Origin of the sequence: Oliverpabstia intestinalis (genome assembly GCF_009696065.1) — a bacterium.
Taxonomy (GTDB): domain Bacteria; phylum Bacillota; class Clostridia; order Lachnospirales; family Lachnospiraceae; genus Oliverpabstia; species Oliverpabstia intestinalis.
The window spans coordinates 23,788-37,749 of record NZ_VUMS01000005.1 but is presented as its reverse complement, the minus strand read 5'-3'; the positions used below and the strand labels follow the sequence as shown (position 1 = coordinate 37,749).

Annotated in this window: 14 protein-coding genes; all 14 read right to left on the bottom strand. The window is 50.1% G+C overall.

Annotated features, from left to right (window positions below):
* Positions 1 to 19: 19 nt before the first annotated feature.
* A complete protein-coding gene (locus FYJ57_RS03490) occupies positions 20 to 1,348 on the bottom strand; it encodes an MATE family efflux transporter (RefSeq protein ID WP_154431617.1) in 1,329 nt (442 codons plus the stop codon).
* A 268-nt stretch (positions 1,349 to 1,616) separates the two neighbouring features.
* Positions 1,617 to 2,291 carry an ABC-2 transporter permease gene (locus FYJ57_RS03485; RefSeq protein WP_154431545.1) on the bottom strand — a complete coding sequence of 225 codons (675 nt, stop codon included), beginning with the start codon at positions 2,289 to 2,291 and terminating at the stop codon, positions 1,617 to 1,619.
* Positions 2,288 to 3,136, bottom strand: a complete 849-nt coding sequence (locus tag FYJ57_RS03480) for an ATP-binding cassette domain-containing protein (protein ID WP_154431544.1) — start codon at positions 3,134 to 3,136, stop codon at positions 2,288 to 2,290. Before FYJ57_RS03480 ends, FYJ57_RS03485 begins: the two co-directional genes overlap by 4 nt.
* Before the next feature lie 2 nt (positions 3,137 to 3,138).
* Entirely contained in the window at positions 3,139 to 3,513 is a 375-nt protein-coding gene (locus FYJ57_RS03475) for a GntR family transcriptional regulator (RefSeq protein ID WP_022173008.1), read from the bottom strand.
* A gap of 398 nt (positions 3,514 to 3,911) precedes the next feature.
* Complete coding sequence (locus FYJ57_RS16505) at positions 3,912 to 4,229, bottom strand: hypothetical protein (RefSeq protein ID WP_154431543.1); 318 nt, start codon at positions 4,227 to 4,229, stop codon at positions 3,912 to 3,914.
* 331 nt (positions 4,230 to 4,560) lie between these two features.
* Positions 4,561 to 5,010 carry a sigma-70 family RNA polymerase sigma factor gene (locus FYJ57_RS03465; RefSeq protein WP_328597428.1) on the bottom strand — a complete coding sequence of 150 codons (450 nt, stop codon included), beginning with the start codon at positions 5,008 to 5,010 and terminating at the stop codon, positions 4,561 to 4,563.
* A 189-nt stretch (positions 5,011 to 5,199) separates the two neighbouring features.
* Entirely contained in the window at positions 5,200 to 5,340 is a 141-nt protein-coding gene (locus FYJ57_RS03460; protein ID WP_154431541.1) for a hypothetical protein, read from the bottom strand.
* A gap of 364 nt (positions 5,341 to 5,704) precedes the next feature.
* Positions 5,705 to 5,998, bottom strand: coding sequence for a winged helix-turn-helix domain-containing protein (locus FYJ57_RS03455; protein WP_328597427.1), 294 nt, complete (start codon positions 5,996 to 5,998; stop codon positions 5,705 to 5,707).
* A 78-nt stretch (positions 5,999 to 6,076) separates the two neighbouring features.
* Positions 6,077 to 11,101, bottom strand: a complete 5,025-nt coding sequence (locus FYJ57_RS03450) for an MBG domain-containing protein (RefSeq protein ID WP_154431540.1) — start codon at positions 11,099 to 11,101, stop codon at positions 6,077 to 6,079.
* The gene (locus FYJ57_RS03445; RefSeq protein ID WP_154431539.1) at positions 11,098 to 11,436 is read right to left on the bottom strand and encodes a hypothetical protein; all 339 of its coding nucleotides are present in this window, start codon (positions 11,434 to 11,436) and stop codon (positions 11,098 to 11,100) included. Before FYJ57_RS03445 ends, FYJ57_RS03450 begins: the two co-directional genes overlap by 4 nt.
* 173 nt (positions 11,437 to 11,609) lie before the next feature.
* Positions 11,610 to 12,251 (bottom strand): PrsW family glutamic-type intramembrane protease, encoded by a 642-nt coding sequence (locus FYJ57_RS03440; RefSeq protein ID WP_072683918.1) that lies wholly within the window; start codon positions 12,249 to 12,251, stop codon positions 11,610 to 11,612.
* Positions 12,248 to 12,859, bottom strand: coding sequence for a hypothetical protein (locus tag FYJ57_RS03435; protein ID WP_154431538.1), 612 nt, complete (start codon positions 12,857 to 12,859; stop codon positions 12,248 to 12,250). Before FYJ57_RS03435 ends, FYJ57_RS03440 begins: the two co-directional genes overlap by 4 nt.
* The gene (locus tag FYJ57_RS03430; RefSeq protein ID WP_072683920.1) at positions 12,849 to 13,199 is read right to left on the bottom strand and encodes a hypothetical protein; all 351 of its coding nucleotides are present in this window, start codon (positions 13,197 to 13,199) and stop codon (positions 12,849 to 12,851) included. Before FYJ57_RS03430 ends, FYJ57_RS03435 begins: the two co-directional genes overlap by 11 nt.
* Positions 13,186 to 13,740 (bottom strand): RNA polymerase sigma factor, encoded by a 555-nt coding sequence (locus FYJ57_RS03425; protein ID WP_154431537.1) that lies wholly within the window; start codon positions 13,738 to 13,740, stop codon positions 13,186 to 13,188. The genes FYJ57_RS03430 and FYJ57_RS03425 overlap by 14 nt, the downstream gene beginning before the upstream one ends.
* Between the last annotated feature and the right edge of the window lie 222 nt (positions 13,741 to 13,962).

Here is a 13,962-nt window from a genome sequence, read left to right as displayed (position 1 = left end):
TGTGATAAAACTATCTGTTTTATCTTTTTTTCTCGAATCCATATACCCACTTTCCACGTAAAAACAGATACAGGAAAATCACCGAGCTGATGCTCCAGGTCAGCGGATATGCCCAGAAAATCACACGAATATCCGGAATGTAGTGCACAGCAACGGTAATATAGCTGACACGGAACAGACACCAGACACAGAGCATGACGATCATAGGAACTGCTGCATGACCGGAGCCGCGAAGGACTGCTGCGATACAGTGAGAAAACGCCAGCAAAAAATAGAACAGCGCAATCGTCCGCGCCTGCATCACACCATAATGTACCACCTCCGGATCTCCATTAAATGCCGCGATCAGCGTCGGAGCCGCCACATAGATCAGAACACCGATCAGTTCCGCGATCACTATGGAGCACAGGATGCCAAACCGCGCACCTTTTTTCGCACGGTCGTACTGCTTCGCACCAAGATTCTGGCTGACAAAGGTTGTCAGCGCCATCGTAAAGCATGTAACCGGAAGAAACGCAAATCCCTCAATCTTTGAATAAGAACCGCAGCCTGCCATCGCCATTTTTCCAAAAGCATTGATATTAGTCTGTACGAAAACATTGGCAATAGAGATCACGGAGTTCTGAAAACCGGACGGCACACCATTCTGAATGATCTGTTTCATCATGAGCCCGTCAAAACCGATCTTGCTGATCTGTAACCGATATTCTTCTTTTGTCCGCATCAGGTGAATCATACAGAAAATTGCACTGGCAAACTGGGAAATCGCCGTTGCCAGCGCCGCTGCCCCGACTCCCATGCCAAGGCCTGCGATAAAAAAAATATCCAGCACCACATTGATACACGAGGACACGATCAGATAGATCAGCGGATGCCGGCTGTCACCGACCGACTGTAAGATACCGACAAAAATATTGTACATGACAAATCCAAGGGAACCCGCAAAATAAGTACGGAAATATTCGATCGACTGCGGAAGCACCTCCGACGGTGTTCCCATCAGCACCAGAATCTTTGGCGCCAGAAACATCCCGATCGCCGTCAATGCAAGACCTGCCGCCAGCCCAAACGCTACTGTCGTGTGGATCGCTTTCTGTAAATATTCCTTATTTTTCGCCCCATAATACCTCGCGATAACAACGCCTGCACCCAGCGCGATTCCGTTGATGAATCCGACCATCAGAAAGATCAGATTTCCCGAGGAACTGACCGCCGCCAGGGCATTACTGTCAAGAAAATTGCCAACGATCAGAGAGTCTGCTGTATTATACAACTGTTGAAACAGATTTCCGATAAACAGCGGAATCGCAAAAAATATAATTTTCCTGGAGATGCTTCCTTCCGTCATTCGTGTTTTGCTCTCTGCATTCAAAAAATCCCCCCGCTTTCCTTTGTTTTTTATTTAATGTCCGCAGATTCTATGCTACCTGTTTTTCTCTCATTTTCTCATTATTTTCCATAGTCCCAGGTAGCCTGACAAAAGCCATTGTAACACGATTTTATATAACTTGCCATGTCATTTGGCAAAACTGCTCCGGATACTCATTTCCAAAGATTCCATCTGTTACAAAAGTATCTTTATGGTTAATGTTTTTTCGTTTTTGCCAATTCCTATCTTAAAACTCTTTCTTTCTCATCACTCTCATACTATACTTATACGAAGCATACCATACAAGCAGACTCAACACAATAAGTGCAATCGCAATTTCAAGATCTCCTGTTCCTCCTATCACATTCAGAATGCTTTCTTTTAATTCCAGGTTAGCCTTCAGAAAAGAACCAATTGTATAACAAATTGCAAAAATAATTAAAATTGCGATCGGCAGCACGATTCGTCCCTTCTCTCCTTCAAACCTTAGTCGGATCGCAATCATAATTCCCGCAACTGCCTGAACCACAAAGAATGTGATCAGCTCCATTGCCAGCATTTCCAGATTTAACACTTCTTCAGGATTTATAAGCGTGGCTATTCCTGCACAGATTGCCCCAATGCACCATCCACATACTGTCATAATAAAAGATAAAATATATTTTTCTCTGACATATATTTTTTTATTTACGGGTAAAGAAAACAAATATGTGTATCCATGACCATTTTCATCGTAGCTAATCGTATTACCTGAATATACTGCCATAACAGATGGAATATACACTGCAATGAAGTCAGCTCCCATTTTTCCCGTGAGTATAAAAAATATTGCTACAACTGCTAATACCAGAAAAAGATTGCCACCTTGCCGAAGAAACAACCGAAAATCCTTTTCCAAAAGCCCTCTGATTCCTTTCATCATCTCTCGCCTCCTGTTAACATAAGAATCACCTGATCGAGTGATCCGCTCTCCACTACGATTTTCGGATAATTTTCCATATAATACTGCTTCTCGTTCGTAAGACAGGCGATTCCAAAAAAATCTTTTCTCTCTTTTAAAAGATACCTTTTATCCATTGCCCGATACTGTTCCTCACTGACTTTCAACACTGCATATTTTTCCAGAATCGTATCCATCTCTTCGTGGAGCACAATCTTTCCTTTGTGGATCACATAAATATCATCACAGAGATGTTCCAGATCCGAAGAAATATGTGAGCTGATCAGGATACTTCTCTCCGGCTTCTCTTCCATATACTCTCTTAAAATATCCAGCATCCCTTCCCTCGCTCCGACATCAAGCCCTGCTGTCGGCTCGTCCAGCATCAGGAATTCTGCCTGATGTGTCAATGCAATGATCAGATTCAGCTTTGCCTTCATTCCTGTTGAGTACTCTTTTATGAATTTATTCAACGGAATCTGATATTCTTCACACATCTGATGGAATTTTTCTGCTTCAAACTTTGGATACAATCTGGCAAGGACTGCTTCAACATCTTTTCCTTTCAAATATCCGGTGAATCCGGCTTCTGCCAGGACGACTCCCAGCTCCTCTTTCTCTTTTTCACTTAACTCTTCCTGTGTTTTTCCCAGAATCTTTATCTCGCCGGCATCATAAGAAATGAGCCCGAGTACCGCCTTAAACAAAGTACTCTTACCGGCTCCGTTCTCTCCAACCAGACCGGTAATTCTTCCTTTTTCGACATTTAACGAACAGTCTAACTGAAATTCTCCGTAGCTTTTCTTTACTCCTTTGATTTCTAACATACTTATTCATCCTCCATGATGAGTTCAAACAATGAACGGATCTCTTCCCCTTTCATTCCGCAGCGCCTTCCCTTCTGAATCGCCGCTTCCAGATCCGCCTCAACTTCTTTCCTGCGCTCTTCTTCCATCAGCTGTATGTTCGAAGCCGCTACATACGTTCCTTTTCCATGAACTGTGACAGTCATTCCCTCTGCTTCCAGATTGTCATATGCTTTCTTCACAGTAAGTGCACTGATCTTCAGCTCCTTTGCCATCGTTCTCACAGATGGCAATATATCATTTTCTTTTAATTGTCCGGAGATAATCTGCGCCTTGATCTGCTCCATGATCTGTTCATAAATTGGTACCATCGATGTGTTATTGATTATAATCTTCATATATTCCCTCCTGTTGTAAACAGTATATAACAGTGTAGTACTGTTGTCAACTGTTGTATACTGTTTATTCTATTTGATTTACTTTTTTACAAAAGCTGACTATCGGGATATATTTGGGGACACGAAAAAGCAGCTACCCTACTTTCATAGACTAACTGCTTGTGTTTTAAAGCCTTGCTCCTAAAGGCTTATCATTGTCCGCAAGATTCAGTGCGAAAATGCCGGATACTTGGACTCCGATTTTCGATTTAAGTAATAAAGAAAAGGTTCAGCAAATAAATGATAATGCTGAACTTGAAATAGATTATATTATCAAGCAAATAAAAACTTTCACCATAGGGAATTTTATGAAAAACAACCTCAAGAAAAAACTTATAAAACTTCAAACAAGCTATACATTACTTCTTGAATTTATATTTCCCTTTTCCGTGACCGGATACCGGTTCAATAATATCTGCCTGCACCAAATTGGAAAGAAGTTTTGAAGCACCTGAACCTTTCAGCCCAAGAAGTTCCATAACTGCACTTCTTCCAAACACCTCATCGAAACCAAACTTTTCAAAAAGTCTATGGATATGAATCGTCGTTTTTACCGAAAAATCACCACCTTTTTCGGAAAGTACACTTTCAATATCCACTTTTTTGTCTTGAATGTCCACTTTTCCATTCTCAATATCCACTTTTGTAACCCAAATGTCCACTTTCTCTTCGTTCAAAAGTTCACTTATATGAAGGTTTCGATTATGAAGCTCATTTTTCTCGTCCAAAAGCAGATTTCTGAGAAACGCTTCCAAATACTCTGTTGTTTCGTGAATACCTTTTTGCAGGTTCGTATAGTTTGCACGGACAAGTGCGTTTCTGAAATACCACGCATTTTCCGCAAAAATATCATTTGGTATATCGTGGCGCAGCAGCTCATGTGGCTTATGCTCATCACAATAGCAATGGGAATGTGCCTGATGAATGGGTATTCAATTTTCAAGGAACATGGAGGCCAGAAAAAAAGCCCCTCACTTTCTTTGCCGTTAAGTGAGGGGCTTGCACACATTATGCCAAAACTTTTTTCAATTTTTTAAGGACACGCATTTTCCGGGTATGTACCGCATTATGATATACGCCCAATTCCTCCGCATATTCCCGTTCCGTCTTGCCGTCGAAGAAGATGGCTTTAATCAGGGCCTTTTCGCTCTGGCTGAGCTGCTCTAACGCCTGGTATAGCTCCTGAATGGAAAGCCTGCGTAAAACAGCTTCCTCCACGCTTTCATGCCGGTCAGCAAACTGTGCCGCCTGATCTTCCGCAAGCCTGTCCAGCGAATCCTCCCGGCTGGGGATCACTTTTACCACACGGCCTTCCTTGTCCAAAACGGTCCGTTCTGTTTTCAGGTCATTCTCAAAATATCGCATTTTCCGGTCGCCCTGCATATAGACGGCGTAGACTTCCTCTGATACCTCAATGAACTGCCCGCTGATCCATAACCTTTTTCTGTCAGCATCCACGCTGAGTACCTCCAATCATTCTGAATTTTTTTGAGAAATCCAGACCGATTGGAGGGCCGCGGCAATGCGGCAGAAGGCTTTTGTCACACTGATAGGGGCGCAGACAGCGCAAACAATTCCATTTTTCGACAAAAGAAAAGCGCACCCACGGTAAAGCAGGTGCGCGAAATTGGTGATTCTTGCCAGATATTAGAAACCGGGACGGGAATAAGCAAAACCCTGTCGAACAAAAAATACCGCAATCCCCTCAAGGACTGCGGTATGTACGAGGCTGTTTCGTTGGTTTTTGTTCGGCGGGTTTGCTCCTGCCGCCATTCCAATCCGTTCCATAAATCCCCCTTACCGGGGAAAGAACGCTAAAACACCTCTTATTTCCCCACATGAATTTGTCAATGGGGAGATTATATTGTACAAAACAGTAGAATAACCTTAGATTAACAGTAGAAACGGCATAATATATCGCAAGTTGCGACAGGAAATAGGGCCAGAAAGTCGCATAAAATCAGACTTGGCCGGAATTTGGACAATCTTATCGGAAAAGCAGCGGCCTGATTTCTCAAGCCGCTGCTCCTTAAACCATACTATTTAGATTCCATGTCAAAACAATATCCGATCTCCCGGACACATCGTATCGTAAAAGGTGTATCCGGCGCTGCTTCATATAGCTTTTCCCGCAGATTGCGGATATGGCACCCTATGTTTCATTGCCGAGTGGTTCCTCGCCCCATATCCTTTGATAAATCTGTTCATAGGTAAGGACACGGCCTTTATTTGCCACCAGCAGACATAGGAGGTCATATTCCTTTGCAGTCAGATTGATTTCCCGGCGGTTCCGGTATATCTTGCGACGATCCGGGTATATTTCCAGTCCCGGAAGGGATAACACATCTTCCTCATTAAAACGCAACTGTTCAAAGGCGGAATGATGTTTCAATACAGTCATCACTTCGTCAAAGACCGACGAATCCTGGTCATTGAACTCTATCACTAAAATGCGTCCGATGGTATCACCCCTTTCAAAGAAAAGGCGGTGGCAGGTTTTGCCCACCACCGCCAGATTGCTGTTTTATTCAGCCTTATCCTTTTTCCTCTTGCCAATGTAAATGGTCGTTATCACGCCGCCGCAGGATATAAACAGCAGCACGAACCATATCCACAGGATGGCAGGATCTCCTGTCTGCGGAGAGGTGCCGGTAGCAGTATTGTCTGGCTTAGTCGGATTTTCTGCCGCTTTCTTCGCATCCTTGTACACAATAGCATAGTCCGAAAACTTGTCAGTCTTAAAGGTCAGGGTATTCGTCTGTGCATCGTAGGTCGCCGGCAGGAACTCCACTTTACCGTCATGGTTCCGAATGATCCAGAAGGTACGGGTCACGGAGTTATCCCTGTTCAGCAGGTTCTCCGGCACCACAAGGGAAATTTCCATCTCCTCATAGGTTCCGGTAAGCCGGATCAGTTCCCCGGCCTGGCCGTTACAGATGGTCTGCTTGAACAGGCTGATGTCGATATACTGACCGATAACATAGCCTTCAGCAGCTTTCTCTATCTGCGCTTTGGATTCCTCCGTAATGGTCGTGGAAGCAACCGTTACTTTCAGCAACACGCGGATGGACGCGCCGTCCCCTACCTGGGAAAGCTCTTCGGCTGTCAGATCGCCGCTGGCTACCAGCATCTCAATGATGGCCGCCTTGCCGGTCCTGATCTCTGCCTCCGGAGCGCCGGTTTCCTGCACCACTTCCACGCTTATGGTTCCCTTGCCTATCACGACATCGCCGCTTTCATTCGTGTCTACCTTGCTGTCAGCGGCAGGCGCGATCACAAAGGTTTTGGTAACTGTTCCGGTAAAGTTGCCGGTGCCGGTGATGGTTATGGTGTAAGCGCCCGGTTCCGTTGCCTGATTGCCGGTCACGGTATAGGTAACTTCCAGTTCTTCGCCCTTTGCGTTCTTTACCGTCACGCGCTGGATATTCTGTTCCTGTGTCTTTCCGTTGGCGATCAGCGCCGCGCCCAGCTCTACCTCAGCGTCCGCAATATCCCTGGCTGCAATCGTCAGCGTACCGGGGACAAAGGTGATCTCATAGTTCGGGTTTGCGCCGTCTGCCTGGGAAGCGGTAATGTCATATTCACCCGCATTTTCGCCATCGGCACGGGTTAAGGTGATTCCGGTCAGGGTATCTTCGCCAACTAAGCCAACTGCCGTATAGGTCAGTTCAGGATCATCCTCATCGTAAATCTTGGTCTGATTGTCGGCTGTCACTGTGATTGCTTTTGGAGCCACAATCACCTCCACCTTTTTGCTCACAGCGTTATAATTGCCGGATTGCTCCATATTCAGCGTGATTGTCGCGCTGCCGGCGCTCACGATATGTACCACACCGTTCTTGTCCACAGTGGCTACTTTTTCGTTGGAGCTGGTAAAGGTCACACTGCTCTCGCCCTCGGAGGCATAGCCGATGATGAAATCGGCGTCCCCGTAGGTCACGCTGTAGGTCAGCTTCTCCACCGTCAGGGTGGCGTTCTTGCGCACCACGGTAATGGTAACAGTGACTTCTCCAGGCAGATATTTGGCAGTTTCGGCTATCCGGATCGTCAGGGTGGCTGTACCCACCTGATGGATGGTTACAGTTCCGTTTTCGTCCACAGTCGCCGTATTCACATTGTCGGAGCTATAAGTCACTTTGCCATCGCTGTCCGCGTGGACATTCAGCTGGAACGCCGGATCACCGTAGGTCTTTTCCGGTACAGCGTCAACGGACAGGCCCGCATTGGCCTTTTGCTCCCACTTTGCGTAAAACTCTTTTTTGCCCGTGTCGGTGGCGCTGATCTCCGTGACAGGGGAACCGGAAAAATTCTCGTCCTCATACCAGCCCTCAAAGGTGTGGCCAGCGCGGGTTATATCATCTGCCGTCGGCAGGGTTGCCCCTGTGCCGTAGGTGTATTCGGTCACATCCTTGCCGTTGGCAATGGTGCCGTCATTGAGGTGAAGCGTGACCGTGTAGGTATCTGTCCATTGTGCCGTCAGAGTGGTAACGCCTGCCGGAACGCTGTCGCCGGGGGCGTAAAGGTTGCCGTCACTGTCCTGCCATTGCGCACTATATCCAACCTGCGGCGCAGTCAGACCGTCGGACGCGGGAGCGGTAAAGGCCGCGCCGTTCTTGACAATGATCTGAATATCATCGGCGCTGCCGCCCAGCTTGCCGCCGTTCAAAGCAAGCGTGACTGCTTTCAGTCCGTCAGAGCCCAGTGTGTCAGTGTTCAGGACTTCAAGGACGGGGCGAAAACCGACAATCACGTACTGATAGGTAGCACTGCTGAAGTCCCAGTTGCGGGCCGAGGAATACCCCCGAAGCGCATGATACGACGAGCCGCTTCTTGCTGTGTCCTGCCCCCACGATAACATGCGGTACCAGTTTTTGATGTAGCTGCTGTTCTTGTCCAGCACCGCATCCCACTCATTGCTTTGGGGCGTACCGTGCGCTGAATCGCCTGAACCGGTATACCAACTTCCCACAGACGGCGCGCGCAGGGTATAGTCCACACTGCCGCCGGTATAGCTCTTGCCGAAAATCAGGCCGGCGTTATTCAGTTCATCCCAGCTTACGGTGTGCGTCACGGCATAATCCGCCACAAACAGGCTGTGGGAGTATGTGTTCTGTTCCGCATATTCCTCCGTAGTCGCCATTGCCGATGTGAGCTTGTAGGCGTCCACCGTCCCGGCGTAGGTAAAGGGAACATAGTGCAGGGTGGTGTCCGGCATGGAAACCGCTCCATAACTGGTTCCGGTGTTTACCGTGCCGGGAATGTTTTCACCGGAGAGGTCAAACCAATACGTCCCGCCGGGGGTGAGGTTGAATTGCTCGGCAGGCGTCCATTGTGCCGTCAGTGTGATGTCACTTGTGATCGTTTGGTTGAACTCGTATTTGGTATCACCGTTGTACCAGCCTACAAAGTCATATCCGGCTTTAAGCGGCGTAGAGACAGGTGCGACCACCTTATTACCGCTTGCCACAACCTCAAGTGCGTAGCGGCTGTCGCCGTTCATAAATGTCACGGTGTTTTCTTTAATACAACTCTCGTTGATACCGGCGTAGAATATACCGCCGTGGATTTCGCCGTAATTGCCGACATAACCTGTAAAGGCTGTCGGGGTATCGCTTGTGCAGAAAATTCCGCCGGCATAACTGGGCAGGGATGTCTGCCCTGTTACAGTACCTCCGTTGGCGTAAAGGTGGCTTACTCTGCCGTTTCCGCGGGTCAGAGTGATATTACCTTTTACCACACCGCCTGCCGGCAGAGAGCTGTCTGCATGAGTTGCGGTTGGATTGCTGTCAATAAGAGTGAGTATTGAATCCGGCAACGCAGAGCTATCAGCTAACTGAATGTTACCTGTGAGAACATAACCGTTGAGGTCAAGAGTAATATTTTTATCAGTCAGGTCAAGTGTGCTTGAAAGATTGATGTCGCCAACCAGCTTGATGGAGGTTTCACCTGCATCAAGGGCTTCTCTTAATTCATCCTCAGTGGATACGCTAGATACGCTATTTACCCACTTGGCTGTCAGCAGGGTAACGCCTGCCGGAACGCTGTCGCCGGGGGCGTAAAGGTTGCCGTTGCTGCCCTTCCAGATGAAGAAGCTACCTGTGTCGCCGTCGGGACGGGTCAGACCGTCGGACGCAGGAGCGGTAAAGGCCGCGCCGTTCTTGACAATAATTTGAATATTATCTGTGCTGCCGCCCAGCTTGCCGCCGTTCAAATCAAGCGTAACTGCTTTCAGTCCGTCAGAGCCCAGTGCGTCAGTGTTCAGGACTTCAAGGACGGGGCGGAAACCGACGCTCGCGTACTGGTACGCAGTACCGCGGAGAATCCAGAAGCGGGCCGAATTCCACCCACGAGTCACACGATACCCCCCGCCCCATGCTGAGTCTGAGTCCTGTCCCCACGATAACATGCTGTTCCAGTTTTTGATGTAGCCGCTGTTCTTGTCCAGCACCGCGTCCCACTCATTGCTTTGGGGCGTACCGCGCTCTGAATCGCCTGAACCGGTAGACCGACTTCCACCAGACGGCGCACGCAGGGTATAGTCCACGCTGCCGCCGGTATAGCGCCTCCCGAAAATCAGGCCGGCGGTTTTCAGTGTATACCAGCTTACGGTGTGCGTCACGGCATAATCCGCCACAAACAGGCTGTGGGGGTATTTGTTCTGCGTTGCGTAGTCCTCCGTAGTTTGCATTTCCGATGTGAGCTTATAGGCCTCCACCGTTCCGGCGTAGGTAAATGCAACATAGTGCAGGGTGGTGTCCGGCACTGAGCTGTTTACCGTGCCGGGAATAGTTTCACCGGAGAGGTCAAACCAGTATGTTCCGCCGGGGGTGAGGTTGAATTGCTCGGCAGGCGCAGCATTTGCCAGCAGCATAGGCGCGGCAAGCGAACCCAGCGCGGCAGCCGCCGCCATGTAGCGGGTAATGTCCAGCTCGTCGATTTCCTCGTCCGTCAGCTCCGCCTTTGCCTCGTCGATGGCTTCCAGTTGGGCCGTCACTTCCTCCGCGTTGTCCTCCGTGATTTCCTCCGCGTCGGGAAGCGCATCGATCATGGCCTGTACGCGCTCTACGGTCATAGCTTCCGCCGAATTATCCTCTGCGCCGCATATCTCGCAGACGTAGCCGCAGGGCGTTCCCGCCGTGGCAGGGGTATAGCCGCAGTCCTCGTCATGCTCATGCTGGCAGTTTAATTGCTTTGTGATACAGCCGCTTTCCTCGCTGCACACATGGGTACACTCGGTAGGCTCGTCCGCATTGGACGAGGTAGCATTGTTGCCTGATACGCTGTTCTGGGGGTAGCAGTCCTCCGTATGCTCATGGACACAGTCGGTTACTTCCGTATAGCAATCGTCCGTATGCTCATGGCTGCACGGCGTCCCTGCCGTCCCCTCGGTATAGCCGCACTCGTCATCATGCGCCGGGTGGTGTTCACACAGGCCGCTTGCGGTAACGCCGCCGCCTGTCTGCCCGCTTTCTTCGGCAAGGGCCATTGCGGGCAGCATTGTCAGCACCATGCAGCAGATCAGCAGGATGCTGAGTATTCGTTTTTTCATGTTTGCTCCTCACTTTCTCCCGCATCTTCCGTGCGGTTTGTTTTTTTCTTTTTGAGCCGGATGCAGATCACGGTCAGTGTCACGCCTACCACAAAGGCGGCGATGCCGACCACGATGTACGCGCCCGCATCCTCCCGCAGCAGCACCGAGCCGTAGCCCTCCGCCACAGCGGAGACGCCCGGCGCCTGTACGCCATGCAGGAGAACACTGATACCGGCAAGGAGAAACAGGCCAAACGCTGTAAGAGAAAAAAGCTCACGGTTTTCACGCCGCCGCCTGTACCGCCGCGTCCTGCGGCGGATCTCCCGCACCCGGATTTCCGTCCTACCGGTCATAATCAAAACCTCCTTTCGCGTTTCGTCATCGGGGCGTCTTTTGCACCCCTCTTCTATCCTAAATACAAAAAATCAGAAATCCTCTCACCCAAAATCAAAATTTTTTCAAAAAAATTTTCAAAAAAAATTGGAGCCGCCCCGATTTGGGACGGCTCCATGCGCCAGTCAGCGTATTATTTCAAATGAATATTCAGGTTTGGCAAGGACCGCTTTACCACGAACAGACAGGCGATCAGCAGCGACGGGAACAGGTAGCCCGTCATGTTCCACGGGCTGTCCGCCGTAATGAGCAGGTTATAGATGGCGTGAAAGCCGGTGCAGGCTCCGAGGATGCCCGCCGTGCCGGTCAGCGCCAGCCAGCGGCGTCGGAACACATAGGAAATACCAAAGCCCGTCAAAATCCCACAGAGGATGTGAATCGCACCGGCGGAGATCCCGCGAATGAGCAGAAAGGTAAAGTCCTCCGCACCGTTCTCCGTCAGGTAACACACGTTTTCAAAGGTGGCAAAGCCCACGGCAATAGCGATGGCCGCAGACGGCAGCTCTTTTGGCTCCGGCTCGAAGATCAGAAAGTAGAACAGCAGCGGCAGCAGCTTCATCACTTCCTCGCAGACCGGCGTGATCTCAATGGCGGCAACTGTGGTATCCACGCCGTAATACCCCATGAAAAAGCTGCTGACGTAGGCACCCAGCAGACAAACGCCCATGCCGACGGTGAGAAACAGCGTAAAGCTGCGGGCGCGGCCTTTCGTGAAGAACAGGGACAAAATCAGCGGAATGGCAAGACAGATAAAGATATTTTCGATATAGGTCATTTCTCCGCCACCTCCCGCAAATTAAGGATCAGCAGCGCCACAAGGGAGAGCGTCAGCATAATGTCCACGGCGAAGTAGAGATTGAACCTTGTAAAATCCTCCATGAACGCAGACACAAAAAAGAGGCCCACCTGCAGCGCGGTGCAGACGGCAAAGCAGACATCCGTCCGCCAGTGCGCCGTACCTCTTTGCAGCCGGAACAGGGACAGATACGCAACTGCACTCACCGGAACCGCGAACAGCCCCGACACCAGATAGGACGCCATGAACCGGAAGATCAGGATAGACGCCGCAATCAGACCCGCACATACAGCGGGGACGGGCAAAACGCAAAGTTTCATGCCCTCCGTCCGCATAATTTGGAGCGAAAGGAAGAAAAACCACGATGCGATCCATGATATTTCCGCCACATAGAACACATGCGGAGTGTCGCCGGTGATAGCGAGGTGCAGCACATAATACAGCGTTCCCATGAAAAAGCAGGCATAAGCAAGGGCGAGGATCAGGCAGCGGCGGTCTTTGTGCCGGAACAGGTGAACCACAGCCACCAGCACGGCGCAGGCCAGGACCGTCACCTGAAAAAGATTGTCAATGATTTCAAAGTTCATCGTCCCTGTCCTCCCGCTGCCTGCGTTCCTTCCTGCGGCGCAGACGGTACAAAAGCACCGTCACGCACACGCCCAGCAAAAAGGCCAGAAGTCCCATCAGGATATAGCCCAGCGCCGCATGGCTTCCCACAAGGCTTGCCGCGCCCGAAGCATGGCTTACGCCGCTTTCGGAGACACCCGCCATCAGGCCGGGCATCCACGCGCCGATGCCGACCACCAGCAGCAGACAGGCCGCTATGCAGGCCGCGTCCAGCCGACGCTGTTTCTTTTTCTGATTTTCCCGTTTTATTTCTGCCGTCCGTTTGTGAATCAGACGGGTTCGTTCCTCATTCGTCCGCATAGGTAAATCCCTCCTGCTCTAAAATCGTTTTGAGGCTTTGCTTCCCCCGATAAACCAGATTGGAAATCTGCTTCTCGGTCTGCGCCATAACCGCCGCCGCGTCCCGGTAGCTCATATTCTCAAAGTAGACAAGGTACAGGGCTTCCCGGTACTCTGCCTTCAGCTTTTCCATTGCGGCGTAAAGCTGCCGGTCACGCTCGCTGCGAAGAAGCTCCGTATCGGCCAGCGTGTCGCTTTTGGGTTCAAAGGTCAGCTCGTCGAAGCGCAGGAAGCGGAGCCGGTGTTTCTGCTTGTGCCGCAGGGCAAGGTTGCGGGCGGTTTTGTATAAATACGCCTTAAAGCTGCCCTCGTCCTCAATCGGGCGTTCCTTTGCAAAGAGCTGGGAAAAGGCTTCGATCATCAAGTCCTCGGCCTCGTGAATGTCTTTCAGATAGCCGTTTATGTAGAGCGTCAGCGCATCGCCGTATTTTTCAACCAGCGTGTCGGCGGCCTTGTCCTCGCCGTCCAGATAACGCCGGTATAATATTTCATCGGAAATCATGTCTGCCGCCTCCCTCCGCGTTTTTCTATGCGCGGGTCAGCCGGCTTTTTGGCGTCCTCCGGGATTGCCCAGGATCGTCCAAAGCGGGACGCGCCGGGGATGCGCCCATCGGCACAGTATTGATTGACCCGCCGCTCTGATACGCCCCAGCGGTAGGACGCTTCCCGTATGGAGATATAGCCTTTTATCCCGCCCATATCGCACCTCCGCACAAATAAAATC